This window comes from Gracilibacillus orientalis, from assembly GCF_900114645.1.
Taxonomy (GTDB): domain Bacteria; phylum Bacillota; class Bacilli; order Bacillales; family Amphibacillaceae; genus Gracilibacillus; species Gracilibacillus orientalis.
Window position 1 is genome coordinate 298,033 of the sequence record NZ_FOTR01000001.1, and the last position, 18,761, is coordinate 316,793.

21 protein-coding genes and 1 riboswitch are annotated in these 18,761 nt (G+C 36.4%); of the genes, 6 read left to right on the forward strand and 15 right to left on the reverse strand.

The window, feature by feature from the left end; genetic code table 11:
- Positions 1-63: 63 nt before the first annotated feature.
- From BM121_RS01355 to BM121_RS01365, 3 genes are all read right to left on the reverse strand, one after another.
- The gene (locus BM121_RS01355; protein WP_091480048.1) at positions 64-669 is read right to left on the reverse strand and encodes a DJ-1/PfpI family protein; all 606 of its coding nucleotides are present in this window, start codon (positions 667-669) and stop codon (positions 64-66) included.
- Between the two features lie 462 nt (positions 670-1,131).
- On the reverse strand, positions 1,132-1,677 hold the full coding sequence (gene lepB / locus BM121_RS01360) for a signal peptidase I (RefSeq protein ID WP_091480051.1): 546 nt from the start codon (positions 1,675-1,677) through the stop codon (positions 1,132-1,134).
- 57 nt (positions 1,678-1,734) lie between these two features.
- Entirely contained in the window at positions 1,735-2,403 is a 669-nt protein-coding gene (locus BM121_RS01365) for a TVP38/TMEM64 family protein (protein ID WP_091480053.1), read from the reverse strand.
- 188 nt (positions 2,404-2,591) lie between these two features.
- Between BM121_RS01365 and BM121_RS01370 the strand changes: the two genes are divergently transcribed.
- Positions 2,592-2,987 carry a YhjD family protein gene (locus BM121_RS01370; protein WP_091480056.1) on the forward strand — a complete coding sequence of 132 codons (396 nt, stop codon included), beginning with the start codon at positions 2,592-2,594 and terminating at the stop codon, positions 2,985-2,987.
- Between the two features lie 65 nt (positions 2,988-3,052).
- Here BM121_RS01370 and BM121_RS01375 read toward each other — a convergent pair whose 3' ends face one another.
- Both BM121_RS01375 and BM121_RS21895 read right to left on the reverse strand, forming a co-directional pair.
- Positions 3,053-3,322 (reverse strand): competence protein ComK, encoded by a 270-nt coding sequence (locus BM121_RS01375; RefSeq protein WP_281244807.1) that lies wholly within the window; start codon positions 3,320-3,322, stop codon positions 3,053-3,055.
- A 143-nt stretch (positions 3,323-3,465) separates the two neighbouring features.
- Positions 3,466-3,639: a hypothetical protein gene (locus tag BM121_RS21895; RefSeq protein ID WP_175495272.1), complete on the reverse strand. Its 174-nt coding sequence runs from the start codon at positions 3,637-3,639 to the stop codon at positions 3,466-3,468.
- A 444-nt stretch (positions 3,640-4,083) separates the two neighbouring features.
- Here BM121_RS21895 and BM121_RS01380 point away from each other — a divergent pair, with 444 nt between their 5' ends.
- The 5 genes from BM121_RS01380 to BM121_RS01400 all read left to right on the forward strand — a co-directional run bounded on the left by BM121_RS01380 (position 4,084) and on the right by BM121_RS01400 (position 8,431).
- Positions 4,084-4,728 carry a hypothetical protein gene (locus BM121_RS01380; protein ID WP_091480059.1) on the forward strand — a complete coding sequence of 215 codons (645 nt, stop codon included), beginning with the start codon at positions 4,084-4,086 and terminating at the stop codon, positions 4,726-4,728.
- 178 nt (positions 4,729-4,906) lie between these two features.
- Positions 4,907-5,443 (forward strand): hypothetical protein, encoded by a 537-nt coding sequence (locus tag BM121_RS01385; RefSeq protein WP_091480062.1) that lies wholly within the window; start codon positions 4,907-4,909, stop codon positions 5,441-5,443.
- A gap of 260 nt (positions 5,444-5,703) precedes the next feature.
- Positions 5,704-6,078 (forward strand): YhjD family protein, encoded by a 375-nt coding sequence (locus BM121_RS01390; RefSeq protein ID WP_091480065.1) that lies wholly within the window; start codon positions 5,704-5,706, stop codon positions 6,076-6,078.
- A 150-nt stretch (positions 6,079-6,228) separates the two neighbouring features.
- Positions 6,229-6,382, forward strand: a riboswitch (cyclic di-AMP (ydaO/yuaA leader).
- 65 nt (positions 6,383-6,447) lie between these two features.
- Complete coding sequence (locus BM121_RS01395; RefSeq protein ID WP_091480068.1) at positions 6,448-7,104, forward strand: potassium channel family protein; 657 nt, start codon at positions 6,448-6,450, stop codon at positions 7,102-7,104.
- A 4-nt stretch (positions 7,105-7,108) separates the two neighbouring features.
- Entirely contained in the window at positions 7,109-8,431 is a 1,323-nt protein-coding gene (locus tag BM121_RS01400; RefSeq protein WP_091480072.1) for a TrkH family potassium uptake protein, read from the forward strand.
- Between the two features lie 175 nt (positions 8,432-8,606).
- Here the strand turns inward: BM121_RS01400 and BM121_RS01405 are convergent, their stop codons facing one another.
- The 10 genes from BM121_RS01405 to BM121_RS01450 all read right to left on the reverse strand — a co-directional run bounded on the left by BM121_RS01405 (position 8,607) and on the right by BM121_RS01450 (position 18,759).
- Positions 8,607-9,047, reverse strand: coding sequence for a cell wall hydrolase (locus BM121_RS01405; RefSeq protein ID WP_091480075.1), 441 nt, complete (start codon positions 9,045-9,047; stop codon positions 8,607-8,609).
- A gap of 362 nt (positions 9,048-9,409) precedes the next feature.
- Positions 9,410-9,838: a GNAT family N-acetyltransferase gene (locus BM121_RS01410; protein WP_091480079.1), complete on the reverse strand. Its 429-nt coding sequence runs from the start codon at positions 9,836-9,838 to the stop codon at positions 9,410-9,412.
- A gap of 215 nt (positions 9,839-10,053) precedes the next feature.
- Positions 10,054-10,935: a peptidoglycan recognition protein family protein gene (locus BM121_RS01415; RefSeq protein ID WP_091480082.1), complete on the reverse strand. Its 882-nt coding sequence runs from the start codon at positions 10,933-10,935 to the stop codon at positions 10,054-10,056.
- On the reverse strand, positions 10,936-11,367 hold the full coding sequence (locus tag BM121_RS01420) for a phage holin family protein (RefSeq protein WP_091480085.1): 432 nt from the start codon (positions 11,365-11,367) through the stop codon (positions 10,936-10,938).
- 90 nt (positions 11,368-11,457) lie between these two features.
- Positions 11,458-11,850 carry a hypothetical protein gene (locus BM121_RS01425; protein WP_091480091.1) on the reverse strand — a complete coding sequence of 131 codons (393 nt, stop codon included), beginning with the start codon at positions 11,848-11,850 and terminating at the stop codon, positions 11,458-11,460.
- A 371-nt stretch (positions 11,851-12,221) separates the two neighbouring features.
- Complete coding sequence (sda, locus tag BM121_RS01430) at positions 12,222-12,377, reverse strand: sporulation histidine kinase inhibitor Sda (RefSeq protein WP_091480095.1); 156 nt, start codon at positions 12,375-12,377, stop codon at positions 12,222-12,224.
- A gap of 87 nt (positions 12,378-12,464) precedes the next feature.
- Positions 12,465-12,677, reverse strand: a complete 213-nt coding sequence (locus BM121_RS01435; protein WP_091480098.1) for a hypothetical protein — start codon at positions 12,675-12,677, stop codon at positions 12,465-12,467.
- Between the two features lie 3 nt (positions 12,678-12,680).
- The gene (locus BM121_RS01440; RefSeq protein WP_091480102.1) at positions 12,681-13,058 is read right to left on the reverse strand and encodes a hypothetical protein; all 378 of its coding nucleotides are present in this window, start codon (positions 13,056-13,058) and stop codon (positions 12,681-12,683) included.
- 1 nt (position 13,059) lies between these two features.
- Positions 13,060-17,268: a phage tail spike protein gene (locus BM121_RS01445; protein WP_091480104.1), complete on the reverse strand. Its 4,209-nt coding sequence runs from the start codon at positions 17,266-17,268 to the stop codon at positions 13,060-13,062.
- Positions 17,269-17,301: 33 nt separating this feature from the next.
- Positions 17,302-18,759, reverse strand: coding sequence for a distal tail protein Dit (locus BM121_RS01450; RefSeq protein ID WP_091480107.1), 1,458 nt, complete (start codon positions 18,757-18,759; stop codon positions 17,302-17,304).
- Positions 18,760-18,761 lie beyond the last annotated feature (2 nt).

Below are 18,761 nucleotides of genomic sequence, written 5' to 3' on the forward strand. Positions count from 1 at the left end.
TATCCCAATAGTAGTGGGTTAAGCTACTATTGGGATATTTTATATGATTAATGATAAGATTCACTAAGATCTATCTTGGGAAAAGAAATCATATTCCATCCGCTTCGCAGTTTCTTCTGCAACTTTTTTTCCATAAATACGAGAGATAAGATGAAAAGACATATCAATTCCTGCTGATATGCCTCCAGAGGTTATAACAGTACCCTCATCTACAAACTTTACATTACGCTGAACAACTACCAATGGAAACTCCTTTTCCAATCTGTCTTGATCCATCCAATGTGTGGTTGCATTCCTCCCATTTAATAATCCTGCTTTTGCCAAGAGTAATGCCCCTGTACATACAGATGTCATATATTCGACTTGTGAATTTTGCTGCTTAATCCACTCAATCAGGTCAGAATTATTCATTTCGATTTCTTCTGCACCATAACCTCCCGGAACAACAAGAATATCTAATGCAGGATGATCATAAAAATTATAATCGGGTACCACCTTCAGACCATTTCTGGCTTTAATCATCTCTCCATCTTCTGAAATAGTGATCACGTTAAAAGCCTTTGTTTTTAAATCCGGTTTCGATGTTAATGAAAAAACTTCAAATGGCCCTGCAAAATCCAATACCTCTACTTCGTTAAATAGCAAAATGCCAACTGTACGTTGCGACATATTTTTCTCCCCTCTTTCCACATTTCCCTCTTTGATTATCTATATTACACCATAAAATTTCATTAAAATAGTGACTCCTGGTGAATTGATCCGGTCTAAACGACGGGAAGAGCTATAAAATGGCGGCTCCCGTCGAATAGAACCTGTCTAAACGACGAGGAGAGCTATAAAGATTAGTGCGCCCGTATAAAACAAGTGCGACTGGAGCGAATCAACTGAGATAAAGGAATCACGGGGAGTAAGTGACTCGATGATAACTTTCACCTAAAGGCATAAGTGCGACTAAGCCTCTGGTTTCACCAATCGGCAAGTCTTCTTTATCGTAGAGCTATTCGTGAAGTCGCCTAGTTTTTGGCGCTTGGAGCTAGACATCTCCGTTTATGCTTTCTTGCTTCATTTAAAAATCCCAATCCATCATAAACATTAGTGGATTGGGTTTCTAATTAAAGCGCTTACCTTATTTTATTGTATAAATTGAAAGTTAAGCTCTGACATTGGCCAGTAACGGATATCGACTTTTCCTACCACTTTTTCCTCTTCTACGAAACCAATGGCTCTACTGTCATAGCTTTTCGTCCGGTTGTCACCTAATACAAACAGTTTTCCTTCTGGTATGACTTCTTCACCAGTTATTTCTTCTAATGTAAAGTCATCTGTGAGTATCTCATTTGGTTCCCGATATCGATCCAAATATGGCTCATCAATCGCTTCTCCATTGATATACAACATATCATCTCGGTACTCAATATGATCCCCTGGTTTTCCAATTACTCTCTTTACATAATCTTCATTCTTATTCGCATGAAACACAATCACATCAAAACGATTGATATCCATTAAATCATATACCATTTTATTAACCATTAATAAATTTCCATCGTGTAGTGTTGGCTCCATCGACTTACCATTCACTACATAACTCGCAAATAAATAAGATCGAAAAAACATAGCCAACACCAACGCAAAAACAACAATTCGCACAATTGACCAAATACGCTTCTTATCCATAGACTTTCCCTCCAAAGGGACTCTCTTTATTAACTAATTTACCCCATTTGGAAAATTTTAATCCTTTTTACCTCCATTTTTTTCCTCATCTCTTTTTTGCAGGCGCTTCTCTAAATATTTTCCTACTATCCAGAGAATGGAGATTCCTATTGCTAATACTATGGTTTTAACAGGGTTTTGTGCAAAGGAGACAATACTATCTCCAATGAAGGACAAAGTTAAGATCATTACGCCTTTTCCTAATAATACAGCTAATACAAATTGGTAAAAGCCTACCCCTGAAATAGCAGCCACCAAATTAATCACTGCAGAAGGGGAAAATGGAAAACACAGCAAAAGGAATAAGGGTCCAAACCCATGACGCTCTAACCAATTGGTTACCTTTCTCACCTGTTTATTCCTGCTAATCCATTGCAGTAGCCGGATATGCTTGAAACGACGAACCAACATAAACACTGCAATTGCTCCGGAGCTCGCTCCTGTCCAGGACAAAATAAATCCTTCCAATAAACCATATGCCGCTGCATTTGTCATCACAAATACGATAACTGGCAAAAAAGGAAGAAACGCTTCAATAAAAGGAAGTAAAAAGCCTGGAATGGGACCTAAGCTTTCATAGCTTTGCAATAAGAAGTTCATTAACTGTCCAAATTCATTTGCTTCAACTAATTCTTTAATCTCTTCTACATCAATATTCTCTAAGTTACTTATATTATATGTAATCATACCTCGTTTAACTCCTTCAACTGACTAAAAAACATGAGTTATTTTTATTTTAATATTTTTTTCGCTGTTTGCCTAATCTTTTACATAAATCCATGATTTTCTATCTAACTTTTTTACAATTTTGTTGTATTTTTTGAGAATTAAGCATACAATAGAACAAACGTTCCTTGAAAAGGAGGAAATGGAAAATGAGATATTTAAACGAGCAAGAGTGGAAATTAGCATCACGTTTTCTATTTTTATCAATGTCCCTAACGGTTATTAAACATGATTTACAAAAAATGCAGCAACTATCCCCATTTAAAATAAATGAGCCATATATTGCGTTATTAGAGAAGATGGAGAAAAATGCAACAGAAGAGCGAAGACAGTTACGAAAACAAATGCATCAGGAGAAAATTAAAGTCGTCGCAGCAGAGAAAAATGATTCGTTCACTTCTTACTTATTCCTCTGCAAAGGTAAAGAAGAAAAGCGCAATTACTTTAATCCAGCCATTCGTAAAAAAGTCGAGTTGATTTTTGAGGAATTACTTACACATGCCCTTGATTCAGCCCCTTCTTCAAAAGAAGAAGTGAAACTGTGATTTTTTTAAAAATGAATAAAACCAATAAGACAAGTGCCTTATTGGTTTTATTCTACCACCATATCTTATCTCTTTTTATGCCATTTCGATTCTGCTATATGCTGGGAAGTCTCAAGAATGTCTTGCATTTTATTACTGAGTAGGTAGCGGTATTGAGCAGTGCGATACAATTGATTAATCATCGTAGCATAAGATACTTCTAACACTAAATCACGGCCATTTTTAAAAACGACCCGTGTTAAGTGTTGTTCTATTTTTTCTATTTCGAGAACATGTGAATGGGCAATCCACGTACAAGTTTTTCGCAAGGGGGATTCCACTGGAAAAAAGTACATTCCGCACTTGCTAAAAACATAATTATAAAAATATAATAAAACGCCTATATAACAGTATTTAAGGTGTTTGGTGAAAATTAGAATAAAACTATTTTTAGGTTAAAACTGTATCATTTACAGTATCACATAATTAAAGCACCTACTTATTCGGTAGGTGCTTTGTCATATGCTCCATGTTGAATGAGATGCATCCTTTTACGTAAATGATGTTTAAGTGGGTGCAAGTCTCTGTTGGTTAAGTCCTCTATTTCATCCTCATAATAAACGAAACTCTGTCCAATTTCTCTATCTAATATATGCATAGATCTTTGCTGCATTTCTTCCTCGTAAACTGTATGGATTTTAAAACGGTCTTTCTTCTAACTATCCAGCATAGTTATTCCGTCTCCCTTGGATCTTTTAATCTATAATTTCGACATAAATAGTGAATATCCCCCCATTTAATTTACGATTTGCATAAACTTAATGTTTTTAACTACAATTAAACCAAATTTTATAATTACTAAGAAATGAAGAGATTGAAAGGAGTGATTGATATGCCCAATATCAACTTTCGCACACTGAAATAGACAGGTAAGCCTTGATGTAATTGGATAAGCCTGCAATCCAGTGTTGTAGTTGACAAAAAATTTTAAATATTACTACAGCTCTTCTAGCAATCCTGATTGGTAGATTAATAAACAATTTTAAAATTATGGTATATTTGTAATTTATTCTTAAATCTGGTAAACTATCATTAACAATAAAAGGAGGTCATAAGAATGAAAAAACTATTATTATTTCTTATTGTAGGAATTATTGGGTCTCTTGTTTTCGGTTCAATAGTTTCTGCTGAAAGTAGAAGTGAAGAGGTGGATGTGCAAGTTAACGATGAGGACACTGAATTGAGTGAGGTCTTAACATTTGACGAAGTTGTTCAAAAGTTAGCAAAAGATGAGGATATTTCTATAGAGAAAGCCGAACAACGAATTATCGGTTCCAGTTCTTCAACTAAATTACTTCAACAGTCTAGAGAAGCAGAAATAGAGGCTAGGGCTGCTTCTTACAGAACAATCACAAAAGAATTTAGAGTAAATAGTATTTATAAACCTTCCGTTAAATTTTATGTACGAGTTAACGTGCCTTTTGGGCAGTTTGCTGAGATTGAGGAAATTCTTAATGTTGGTATGAATCGAGATGACAGTGGTTATTCAAAGAAATTCAATGGAACTGTATATACTAATTTAGAAGATAAGCATACTATTCACTTTATTGTTAACGGTGATTTTTATAATTATGGCACAACAGTAGTTGATGGTGGAGTAAGTATTGGTGTAGGCAAGGCTGCAACTGTAGAGTTTAATATTTCTCATGCATCTGATCACTATGAATACGTGTATACATCAGATACTTTTGAGTATAGATAAGAGAACTATTTAATACCCTTACTAAAAAATAAGCAAGCATTTAAATCCCCCTATGGAAGTTAATCCAGGGGGATTTTTAAATTAGAGTTAGTCAGGTATTCTTGTGCTGGCAAGGGTAATTATGTGAAAATAGCCTTAATATTATAGAAAATAAAAATTTTTGAAAGGGGTAGTTATAGTGCTTGTAAAAAAGGTCTATTTTTTTAGTATTATTCTATTTGCTTTACTAATTGGATGTGAGGAAAAAGGTCCAGTCGAGCCTGAAACAAATATTTATCAAGGTGAACACCTTACTATAGGTGTTTTGGGTGAAACTCCCCCAATTAGAGAAGAGAATGTCACTTTTCACAACATATCACTAGACCATCTTATAAACAACTCTACACCAGAATTAAATCATATAGATGGTATTTTTATAATAAAAAAATATTTTGAGGAAGTAAGTCAAGAAGAATATGTGGCTTTTTTTAGTGAAACAGAAATTCCTATAGTGTTCATAGAATCCGAAAAATCCTTTGTTCCTTTTATAGATAAAGATCTTAAATATTCAGATGCTCCAACATTTGAAGATCAAATGTATGCAGTTGGTATTAAGAATATAGGGAATATGAAATATGATACATGGGGAATTGGATTATATAATGATACTAAGAATGCTTCCAATATTAAAAGAGCTTATTCAAATATATTTAGAAAAATAGAAAAAGTAAAATAGAACAAAGTAAGCAGAACGGTATTTATATTATCTTTCCAGGTGCTAGCATAATTTTTTATTTAATATTAAAAAGTTTGGAAATTGTTTTTACAAAAGCATTCGGTGAGGACATATCTAATACCATCCATTAGTTTCTATTTTTCTCTTTTGTATGAAGTTTAAATGAGACAGTCAAATGTTGGCTGTCTTTTTCTATTGCTTATTTTTAATGTCAGGGTATACAATAGGAACAAGCGTTCTTATTGATAGGGGTGGATCTGATGAGGAATATAACTGATGAAGAATTCAAAATTGCAAACCGATATTTGTTTTTAAGTATGGCCATTGAAGTGATCCAAAAGGATTTGAATACTGTTCGAACCAATAATATTTTTAAAATAAGCGAACCATACATTCATTTTTTAGAAGCTGTTGAAATGAAAGCTATTGAAGAAAGACGAGAGCTTAAGCAGCAGATGCATAAGAATAGGTTAAGTGTATTACTAACCGATAAGTCAGATCAATTTACGGAATATACGTATTACGCTAAACGTAAAGAAGAAAAACGGAATTATTTTAATCCGGCTATAAGGAAGAAGGTTCTGTTGATTATTGAAGAATTGTTTGAATCGGTTAAGATGAAAGTGAGCAGCTAAGGCTCTAAGACTGGTTAGTTTTAATTGCACTTAAACATCATCATTAAGTATCAATTTTTAAATAGTTCAAAAAAGACTATAAATCTTTACAAATTTCATATTGACTATCGACATCTATAGGAGTAATGTATAGTTATCAATTTCATAAAACTACCTTTTAAGCTTAATTATGTAATATAAGCGGGGGAACCATTTTTGATAAACCATGTTTATCTTGGGGTGAATCTTAACAAACTATGTTAAGAAGGGATACTCTCATTCCCTAATCCGACAGCTAACCTCGTAAGCACTTGTGAGAGAAGGGTTAATGAAACCATTGACCATTCTTATTAAGAGTGGTCTTTTTCTGTTTAGAAAGGAAGATAAATAATGAAGAAACAATACGCAGTATTTGGATTAGGTCAATTTGGCGGAAGTTTAGTTAAATCGTTTGCTAAATTAGGTGAAGATGTAATGGCTATTGATGCTAATCCAAACAAAGTAAAAGAATACTCAAAAATTGCAACACATGCCGTCCACGCAAACGGAGTGGATGAAGATTCTTTAATAGAGATAGGCATAAGAAATTTTGACCATGCTTTTGTCTCTTTCGGAGAAAATATTGAATCTAGTATATTAACATCATTATTATTAAAGGACCTTGGAGTACCAAGGGTATGGTCGAAAGCACAAAATGAATACCATCATAAAGTATTAAGCAAGATTGGAGTCGACAGAGTTATCCATCCAGAACGAGAAATGGCAAAACGTATTGCTCATCATACTGTATCTGATAATATTATTGATTATGTAGAGCTATCCGAAGATTATAGTATGGTGGAAATTGTCGCCACACAAAAATTACATAATAAGTCATTAGCTGAATTAAGTGTTAGAGAAAAATATGGATGTACGATAGTAGGTATCCAAAGAGATAAAAAAATGCTCGTAAGTCCAGATGCTGAAGAAAAAGTATTAAAGGATGATATTTTAATTGTGATGGGTCATAATGCTGATATTCATCGTTTTGAAAAAGTAGGGGTATAAGCTGATGCTGAAGAAATATATAAAGCTTAACCCATCTCAATTACTTCTTTTAGTATTTATTATATCCATATCAATAGGAACATTGTTACTTAAATTACCCTTAGCCACTACCGAATCAATACGGTGGGTAGATGCATTATTCACTGCAACATCTGCTATGACGGTCACCGGATTAGTTGTAGTAGATACGGGGTCGGCTTTTACGCTTTTTGGCCAAATCGTAATTGTATCGCTCATACAATTAGGCGGTTTAGGAATCATGTCCTTTGCGGTCCTGATCTACATAATGCTGGGTAAAAGAATTGGAATAAAAGAAAGATTACTGGTTCAACAAGCCTTAAATCAAACGTCTATTGGCGGCGTGATAAAATTAGTAAGAAACCTATTTTTCTTTTCATTAACAATAGAAATTATAGCCATGCTTTTTATTTCAATACGATGGGTCCCGGAGATGGGTTGGATAAAAGGTTTATATTTTAGTTTTTTTCACTCCATTTCTGCTTTTAATAATGCGGGGTTTTCTTTATGGTCGGATAGTTTAACAGGTTTTGTTGGAGATCCAATCATTAACATTGTTATTTCATTTTTATTTATTATTGGTGGTATCGGCTTTACCGTTTTATCGGACTTATGGTATAAAAGGCGATTTAAAACACTGTCTCTACATTCTAAAATGATGATCGTCGGTACATTTTTTATAAATATCATTGCAATAATTACTATTTTCACTTTAGAATACGGCAACCCTCATACACTTGGAAGCTTGCATTCATTGGGTGATAAACTTTGGGCTTCTTACTTTCAAGGTATCACTCCAAGGACTGCTGGATTTAACACTATAGATATTGGAAATTTAGAGGAAGCAACTATATTTTTCCTTCTTATATTAATGTTTATTGGCGCAGGTAGTGCTTCAACTGGAGGAGGTATCAAATTAACTACTTTCCTTGTCATTATCATGGCCGTAAATAGCTTTTTAAGGAGAAAAAAAGATATTACCATTGCTAGAAGGTCTATTAATCAATCGTTTATTTTAAAGTCCTTAGCCATATCAAGCATGGCCCTCTTTTTTATTTTTTTAGGTATCTTTATATTAAGCATCACAGAGGAACAGCCTTTCATTACTATACTGTTTGAGGTTGTTTCTGCATTTGGGACTGTGGGATTATCAATGGGTATAACTGGTTCTTTAACTGTTATAGGAAAACTTGCAATAGTGATCATCATGTTTGTCGGAAAACTCGGACCACTTACACTTGCTTTTTCATTGGCACAACCAAAAGAAGAAAAAATCAGATATCCTTCAGAAGATATTTTAACTGGGTGACATTAGGTAACAATAATTGTACAGTATAAATTAAAATTCTAAGCCCAGGTTTTCCACGCCGGTGCTTTTTACATATCATGTAGACTTATTAATATATGTGCTACACTTATTATTGATCGTGAATTTATGTACTTAAAGCACCGGGTGTCACCTCAATTGTGGGGGATTTTGTTTGTTAATATCTATAAGCACTTTCACATGTGTTAGCTATTGGTTCATAATAACAATGTTGTTTATATGGCCCTGCAAATGGTTGATCATACCATGTAGGAGGACATTCGCCATACGGATTGAAATACCAAAGAGAATACTTAGAAGGATGTTCTCTCCAATATTTCACAACTTGTCGTGCTAATTTTTTCTCTATCCCCCTTGCAGGGCGATAAAATAAATTACCTTTTTGTACTGCTTCAAAAGCATAATTTCCACCTTGAACTTGAAAGATTACATCTCGTATGGACCGTACATCCTTAAAATCTAAACAATCAGCTTTTGCTCGATTTATAATGACGTTTCCAACCATAAGCATCCCTAACCTTCCTTCACCCTCAGCTTCTGCCCTCATCATCCTTGCAATTAAATCAATATCACTTTGGGTATAAGCCACTCTCGTCACTATTATCACCTCTCAACGTATTGTATGAAAAAAACATTGATAAATGAAAGCTTTTCGTAATTTATATCTAATTGACCATGTATTATTTTCACAAGATTCATTTCCAGGATAAAATTGGTTAATTGTTCATACTAGGTAAGAACCTTAGGTAAAATAAGGTCATCTACAGCAAAAATTGAGTCAGGTTTTTAAATGTGTAAAGATGCACTTAAATTAACTAGGCCGTTTGTTGAAGTGGACAATATAAATATTACTAAAATTTTAAGCCCAGGTTTCCACGTCTGGGCTTTTGTTAACTACATTGAGGTTTACGAATTTGTGCTACAATTGCTATTAATTGTGAAAATGTGTACTCAAACAGATTATTTTAGCTTTAGATGTAGTATGGGATATGGACGACCGGAAGAGTCTATCTCTGATTGGTTTAATATATGAAATCCATTCTTTATATAGAATTTAGTTGCATTTTCATTGTCTTTATTTACATCGACTGTCTTAATATTAAAGTCTTTAATTAAAGAACTAATGATAGCCTGACCGTATCCTTTACCTATTTTATCTGGTTTTAAAAATAACATCTCCAAGTGATGTTCGTTTATTCCAGAGAAGCCAAGTAATTCATCCTTTTCATACCACAATTGGATAGCAAGGTAATCAAAATACGAAGGTATTTCTCGTTTAATTTCTTCTCTATCTTTATCCTTTAAAAAATCATGAGTAGCTAAAACTGATGCTTCCCATATAGTTAAAATTTCATTATAATCTTTCTTATTAGCTTTTCTATAAAACATGAATATCTCTCCTTTTATTTTGAATTATCAACTCCCTTCCCTAAGTAATCTATAATTTTCATATTAATCATCCATGTTTTCGTATGGCTCATAATAAGTTCCTCCACTAAAGTTGATTAAGAAAATTATATTATGTTTTAAAAACTTCTTCAACTAACGCCCAGTTAGTTGAAGTATAAGGAGCGCTTTTCCACTGCGCTCCTTTTATTAACTAGTTAGAACGTCCCTTCATTCAATCGACGTTGTAACTCTTTGACTACAATTGATGGCCTACTTAATTTCTTATCGTAAGTTGTGCCTAAATACTTCTGTAGAAGTCCGATTGTTTCGGGGCCTAGCAATCCATCTACTTTAGCACCGATCTTGCTCTGTAAATCTTTCACTGCCATGCTGCCTTTTTTACCACTGCCAAAGTCAATAGTCGTACCATAAAAAGCATTTGTCACGTTATTACGTACTTGATCGCTTATAATACCATCTACTACAGTATCAAGATATTGTTGCAATGCTCTTGTAGTTGAATTACCCCATTTTCCATCTACTTTTAGATTGGCTTTATTTTCTGTCGTAGCTGATTTCACTTTTGAGTCCGGCGCTTCGATAGCTTTACCTTTAACCATACTTAAGAAGTCATTCCAACTAATACTTCCCTTACCTGCTCGCAATTGTGCAGGGCAATTTTTTGGATACCAGTTATGGTGTTGCTTAACATCATTAATGGATAGGTTGTGCTTGTCCAATAAATGCTTTACTAACTCAGCACCATTTTCTAATGTCTTTTTATAATCACCATCTGAATTGATACATAACTCAATTGCGATTGAGTCAAGATTACCTGGTCCACGTCCATCTGTTGCATGCCAACATTGCGCATCATCTTCAAATGATTGGATAACTTGAGTATCGTCCGCTTGATAATGCCAGGATGCTTCACGAGGGTTACCGTTTAATTGTATCTTGGCATGCGCTACAGCATTTGCACCTTTGTCGGTATTGCCTGTTTGGTGGATAGTTACTGTCTTTTTTCCGTTGTTATTTTCGTATGTTACTTTGTTGGCAATACCATTAGGCACAATCCATTTTTTTATGTTCACCATCTATTTTTCCTCCTCATTATCGTTAAACTCTGATCTAATCTCTTGGCTAATTCCTGTACTATTTTCTTTATCAATCGCTCTTAACTTGTCTGCTAAACCTTTAGGTACTAAAACACCAACCTCAGCCAAGTTTTCAATAATGCTTAAACCTTCATTGGCAATATAAAAAAGCACAGTCGCATAAGTGACTGCACCATTTAAACCTAATATTTGATCTACCACATTGGCCAAAATAATTACTGCAAGTACGAGTAATTTTCTAGCATAACCAAACAATGACTTTCTGGACCACAGCTTTCCATTTTTAATCGCTTTGAATATCCCAGTTACAACATCCAATGCCATCAACAATAACAACAAATGAAGAAACTTAACGTCACCAAACAAATACATTTTTGCTGCTTCTAAATGTTCCAAGTTAAAACCACCCATCTATTTTTCATCTCCTCATTTTTCATTTGTAAGACTCCCCTTCTATCTGTTATTGGGTATAAAAAAAGCACCTCATTAGAGATGCTTTTTTTAAGTAGATTTAACTACCTTAATAACATTATCTTTTGTTTTAATAAACTGGAATGTTTTATATAACGTCTCCGATTGATTATTATATAACTCAATATCACCTGTTCCTAATTGTGTCTCCAAGTCACTAAAGTTTAACTTTTCTCTACTTAAAACTTCTTTAATTATGGTCTCTTTGTATGTCTGTAAATAATCCGTGAAGTAAGATAGTTCTTTTTCATTTAATTCACTTTTAACACTTTCATAATCAAATTCATATATTTGATTATTTATCTCTATTTCTTTCCTTTGTTTTTCGGACTCTTCTTTTCTCCTCTGTTCCTCACGATCACGCTGACTGACTATCGCTTGTTGTTGGCTTGATTTACCTCTCATGTCATATCTAAAACTCATTCATATCCCTCCTCCCTATCAATATTCGACAAAAAGGAGGAAATTCCTGCATAAAAAATACGCCTTAGAATAGGTGCTTTCACTAGACTCATTCGTTGCTTTACACTTTATATACAACGCACAACGCAAAATAAAAACAGTCACAAATGACCTGTTCGTAAAATAGATAATTTAAAGGTTTATTTTTTACAAATTATTACACATGCATTACAATTATATAGATACTATAAGAATATCCCAGATTAAAAAGGAGTAATTTGATTTGAAAACTACTAAATCTGACACTTACCTGAATTTAAAAAAACATTTTGAAACTTCTTTAAATCGAAAGCTGAGTACCAAAGAAAAAGATTTTCTTAGATGGCTTGCTTCTAAGGTACAAGGTTCAGATTAATTCTCGATTCTATCCCTCTACTCCTGATCTCATCCAATAGTAATCCAATGAAATCACTTTCTAAATCCATTTTTACTGCTTGAAAATAAGAATCAATCAATAAATCATTACTTAAATGTTTTAATCCACTCATTTTTTTCTACATCCCTTTGCTTTAATAAATCACACAATTATACAATCTACTATAAAAATAGGGATAAAGCAAGGGATAACATACGCCCTAATCGGCGTTAATCTCATCCAATAAATGTTGTTGTGCTTTTGTTTCCAGTGCACCAATAGAACTGTTATCGTTGTATTCTGCCGCAGTCAATTCAAACACTCCGCTTACATTCACGCTTCTTGTCTCGTTTTTAGCTGAATAGGATATTTTCACGCCTGTAACCTCGCCATTATCGTACTTAGTGTTTACTGCTCTGATTTCAAAGTTCATTATTTATTCTCCTCCTTCGTTTGATTCTATTAAAATAGTATGGATTAACCCTAACGTTTTAGGGGTTGCTTGGATGCTGCCTAGCTCGCTAATTTCGATCTTTTCTACGTTAATTTTCACTTCTTGCCCTAGGAGCTCTTCTAGTTCTCTATTAAAATCCTCTAGCTCGTCTTCTTTCAGTTGAACTCTACCGTTATCCAGGTCTTTCTCCTTGTATTTAGTAACCAGTTTTGAACGCATGTTTTGAGCTGTCTTATATTCTTCATTCACAACTCTTGTAATTCTTTGCAATTTAAAAGCCACCCCAACGGGTAGCTCTTTGTTAACGATATGATTAAGGCCTTCATTCAAATTAAACACTTCTTTTACTGTTACTTGCATCTTAAACTGCCTCCTCTAATTTAGACAATCTGCTAATCAGCTGACTGTTTTCTTCTGTTAAATGAAAAACTTCCATTTCTAGCATGTCGATCCGTCGTTCATGTTCGTTTCGGTAAACCTCTAGCACTCCCCACCGTGGAATGAGACTCTGTACACCCGATAAGGCTACAACGCCCACACGGTCATAAGAAACACTTGCCGGGTTTCCTTCTGTGTCTCTTTCTGCGAGTAAGGGAATGTCGGAAGCCGCCACATCTTCCGCAACTAAACCGACATAATACCTTGCTTGAGCGCTCCCTTCCTCCTCGTATTCTGCTTTATCTTGGAAGGTTACAGGCTGTAGTGATTGAATCTGATCAAGTGTGAACTCTACGTCCTGGATATCCTCTTTTATAGCTCGTCTTGAGCTTGATATCGCTATCCTTGAATATCCGCCGTTATCGCTTGTAAATATACGCATATTAGCCGATCCGGAAGTGGTGGTAAGATTGTCTCTGTCGACTCTCCAAGTTCCGTTTTCTCGCCACTGCATGGGGTAGCGGGTTCCCGTTGATCCGGCTACTTGTCTGATTTGAACGCCGCCCGATCCCACACCGTCACCAGGGTAGGAGTAAAACGTAAGCCTGTTGTTGTACGTTGAGATATAGTTACCGTTACCGTTATCTAAGTCGATTCTAGGTGACTTACCGGAGGCGTTAATCACTATGCTGCCGTTAGGCACTGTTAAATTTCCGTTTATTTCTTGATCCCCGTCAACTTGAACATTGCCCCAAAAATTAACATCGTTCATGAAAGTCGATCCGCTCGGAGCATCCACAACCATTTGATCGACGTAATAGTTAAGCGTGCCACTGTGTGCAATTCCGGACATCCCAAAGCCGGCAGCATCGGTATCGTCTGCAAATGCCACACCGTCATGATATATCCTGGCTAAATTATCCACCTGGGACAGATCGACATTTTCGGTATTAGGGTTGGATATGCCGGACTTGAATCTTACAAATCGGAATTCCTCCCCGTTGAATCGAGAGTTGTAAACTTGATTGTCGATGGTGCTCGTTGATTCTATGAACCCATTGAAAGTAGCGTCTCCACCAAATATATGGCCTGTGAAATTAATTTGACTTGCATCAAAGGTAAACGAGTCAGCTTCTTGCGTGAATATGGATCTCACGTCGTTTTCTTCTACTTTTGATTGGATCTGATTACTCTGTTGCGTGATGGTCGACTCCGCCGTGTCAACTCTGTCCTCAAGCGTGTTGTATACAGACTGTTCAACTTTACTCGTGATTTGACCTTCTAAAGCGTCGATACTTTGCTCTGCGGAGGACGTTCTTGTCTCAATGTCTGTTACGACTGATGCCTCTGCTTTTGAGTCGATTCTTCCTGCTAGTTGTGTTACTTGCGATTCAGCATATTCGTAAACAGAATCGATCTCGCTTTGTACGTCTTCCGGCGCCGGCGTCCATCCGGTAGCTATGTTACCTTTCTCAAATTTTAGCTCCTTCAATTCAAACGAATACCTTAAATCAGATCCCGATTCTTCGTTTCCTATTGTCAGCCTCACTTCATTGTATCCGCTCGGAACAACCCATTTGACACTGGAATACCCCGCTCCTGTGTCGGCAGTTATTTTCGGCCCCGATTTCGAAGTATAATCGTTGTTCTCGTCGTAAAAATCTATTCTTGCATTCCCGCCGTATCCGTTCAGGGGGTTTAAATACACTCGATATACTACCTCGTCACCTGCATTTAATCCGAGGACGTCTAAATCTTCCCGAAAAGTGGTTATTCTCCAGGTGTTATTCATCTCACGTGTTTGGTACACGTCCGAGGTCCCTCTCGCGAGATTCCTTCCGCTGACCTCGATATCAGCAATAGCGCCGGTAACATACGTTTCATCTACTTTTGATTGGATCTGCCCGGCTTGAATACCTAGCTCCGTGTTTATGCTGCCGATCTCTGATATGTTGTCATCTGTCTTTGATTCAACCCTAGAGACCTCTGCCGTTATTTCGTCATAAGCCACCGACAGATTGCCGACTTCGTTGCTTATGGTAGTTACATCACTTGAGAGGTTTTCAACGACTGAACGTTCTGCTTTGGCTTCTATGTTGCCTTCCATAATTTCGAGGCTTGTGTTTATCTCTATGATCTTTACGCCTACAGCAGATATATCGGCGTCAATGTCTTCCGGTGCAAGTTTCCATTCAGTCGCTTTGTTGCCTCTTTCCACTTTTGGGTACGAGTTAACAGGGTATGACACCTGGATGAAGTGCGCTCCGTCCGGCACCGTCCAATGGAATGTATGTGCGTTTGCGGGCCTTCTATCCATATACTCCTCATTTTCATCTAGCCATTTCCAACGCCAATAATTATCGCCGTCGTCTCTTTTCGTGAATGTTAGTACCTCTCCTGGTGTGACTTTTATATAGTCTCTCATAACGCTGTTTCCTGCGTTTCCTGTTATTTCTCCATCCTGGTTTATGTGACTGCCCTCTATTTCGTTCGTTCTTATGACAAGATTTCGGTTTTCATAGCTTAGGTTGTCAAACTCGTCTTGCAACCCTTCGACGACAACCGAATCAGCTTTAAAACTTATAGCCTCCGAATTGGCGCTTATTTGCGTGCCTTGTGTGCTTACTGCATTGTCTAAGGTGCCTATGTCCTGGATGGCTATATCAAGCTGACCTGCCACCTCATCAAACTCATTTCGAACGGTTGTAATTCTCCCGCCCTGGGCTTCTAATTCTTCCGCATTGTTAGCGACATCTACAAGTAAGCTGTTCGTGCTGTCCTGTAACCCGGACACCGTGTCGTTTAGCTCGTTTACTACCTCTGCATCGGCTTTGTATTGCAGTTGTCCGTCCACGTATTCTAGATCGGCTTTATCAAGCAGCTCATTATCAACCTCTATCTTGATTTGATCCGTGTACCAATTCGCATCGTCTTCTGCCTGGTCAGCTTTATCTTGCGCGCCCTGTTCCGACTCAATTACTTCTGTCCAGCCTACATCTGTTTCGATTTTGTCTGCTGCATCATTACCAGGTTTGTCTTTCTCGTCTATTTCCGGTTTAGTATAAGTAGCTTCCGTCAATTCCGACATGCTAATTTTTTGTTGGATTTGTGCTTGCAATGACTTCCATATTGCGTTGACTTCTTCTTCGGTGTATTCTGTGAAATCGCCTAATCGCACTTGCTTTTCCGCTTGATCTTTAATATCTCGATCTTGGAAAAAGATACGTGCGTCTAAATAAAGAGCCGGTTCATAACTGGTATCTCTTATTTGAATGGTATCACCAAAGCGAAATTTTTTGTGCTCTAATCCTGGTACCTTTTCCAAATCGGCAATAGTCCCCTCATATGAAACAATAGCGTTCACACGCTTAGCCAACTCCGCTTCACCAAGTTCGATTAGCCTTTCTTCGGTTGCATTCTCTTCCATTTCAAATTGAGGTTCATAATCTTTAATAATATGGTTGCCGTTACGTGACCACCGTTGGAAAGCTTCTTCATCTTCGACAACCACTTCCAAACGATCACCGTTTTCGTCAGCTGGACCAATGACGTTTAGCGCAGTTACAATTTCTTCTGTATTTTCTACACGTCGTAAACCTAATAAGTCTTTACCAAACTCTACACGTCTACCACGCCATTCACCAACACGCTCTAATAAGTCAACATATCTTCCAGTTCTTTTTCCGTTGTGATGTTCAATTCGGAAATGTAGCTCTAAATTAAAGACAGATGCGAGTCGTTTTAAATATCCATAAGGGTGTGTACGGCTTTCAAATTGGATAGTCCGTACTGCATCACTTTCAATGACTCCTACTCTCCATTCAGTACTATCTAATGCAATTCCTGCATGTTGTCCAACTGTTAATGATGAAGTGGTATGTTCAGGTATGACTTTTGCTGTTCTTAGTTCCGCATAACTAGCATAGCTATATACTTCCAATTCTCTTTCAATACGATCTTCCTGTACTTCATAAATAATAAATTCTAAAAAATCACCATCCTCTCCAGGAATGATGATCCGGTTATTTCCTCCAATAAATGATGAATAGGGTTTATCAGCATGTGTAGTAAAATCAAACGTCTCACTACCATCTTCAAGCGATTTCTTATGGCTATTGGAGATGACGTTTCGATACCTTATATGTGATAATGCTTCATAATTATTACCATCTGCTACAAATACTTGTGACATTTTTTCACCTCAATTCTGAGTTGTGACATCCTTTTATGAGTACCTCCTTCGATATCTGCCGCTAATATTAAAGCTATCGCTTGGTAATGCTGCAATTTCATTATCTCCCTTTTTCAAGGTGAAATAATCCACCCCTAGCATGTTTTCCTCATACACTTCTCCATTGATGTATACTTGGCCGTTATTGGTATGATTAAACGTGATAATATCGCCTGGATAAGCAATGTATGGCGTTTGATCTTCCGTAACTTGAAGTAATTTCTCTACTTTTAATTGATTGACTCGTGCTATATTTGGGTTCGTCCGACCTCTGTATGTTCGGATGTACGCTTGAATATACTTTAATCTTCCTAGCCATTGACCAGATCTATCTTTGAAACGTCTTCGAGTCCAATTTCTTAATTCCCCGTTTACAATCCGGTAAATATTAAATTCAAAGTTAATTCCTTCACGTTTCCATTTGATGAAAAACGTCAATGCAGGACCACTATTTCGGAACTGAAAATTACCGGAGTGTATAAAATAGCGTGTGGTGCTATCAACATACTCACCAACCCTAGCTAATCCGTTACGTTCATGGAAGTTTCGATTCCCGTCATGTATCCCAATTTTACCTAACATGTTCATTCCTTCGTCAAACGCATAAAGCTCGACTCGGAAATTTTGATTTAAATCATTTGTTCGAGTGTCGATGATGGTTGATATTTCAAAATCCTCAATAGCTTCTGGAAGTTCTTTAATGATCGCAGGACCATATCCGTCATTACCACTAACAGGACTACCGTAGTCATCTGCTATAATACCTGTTCCATCATGTGTCATGGTTCCGTTGCTGATAGCTCCGCTGATCGGATCGATTTCAGTTCCGTTTGTCATCCAGCCGTCCATGTTCCCATCTTCTGAAAAAATAAGTTCTCGGCTATCTACTACTTGCACATCATCGTCAGCCGGTTCACCTATCATCATATACTCATTTAGTTGATTTTGAATCATCAAAAAGGTAACAGGAGCAGTTACTTCAAATTCAAATATTGGTTCTGCTTCCGCAGTTCCTGTGTTGGTAATACTGAAATAACCGGATGATGCAATGAATTCTAGTTCCGGACCGTAGCTGTAAGGATCAGGACATAAAAAAGTCAGCGTGCCTCTACGCTGATCTACAAACTTTTGATAATCTTCTATTGTTCCTTCTAACTTAGCAAAATATGTTCGCCCTGGTTCATCGTCTAATTTCAACTCTACTGTTTTACCAGTTAGCAGCCATTCCGCTAATTCATCTTTTTTAGTCAAAGCATCTGCATCATCTTCCACAACAAAGCCAACTGGTTGTGTAATGTAAAGAACATCTATCGTTTCATTTTTTAAATAAGCACCAGGCATACCTGGAACTCTTAACAAGTTATTATTTCTCGGAGCAAAGGGGGCTTTTTGTCTGCCTTCCAATAGATAAATCCACGGTTTTCTTTCGCCGTTGAATGTTAGTGATTTCATAT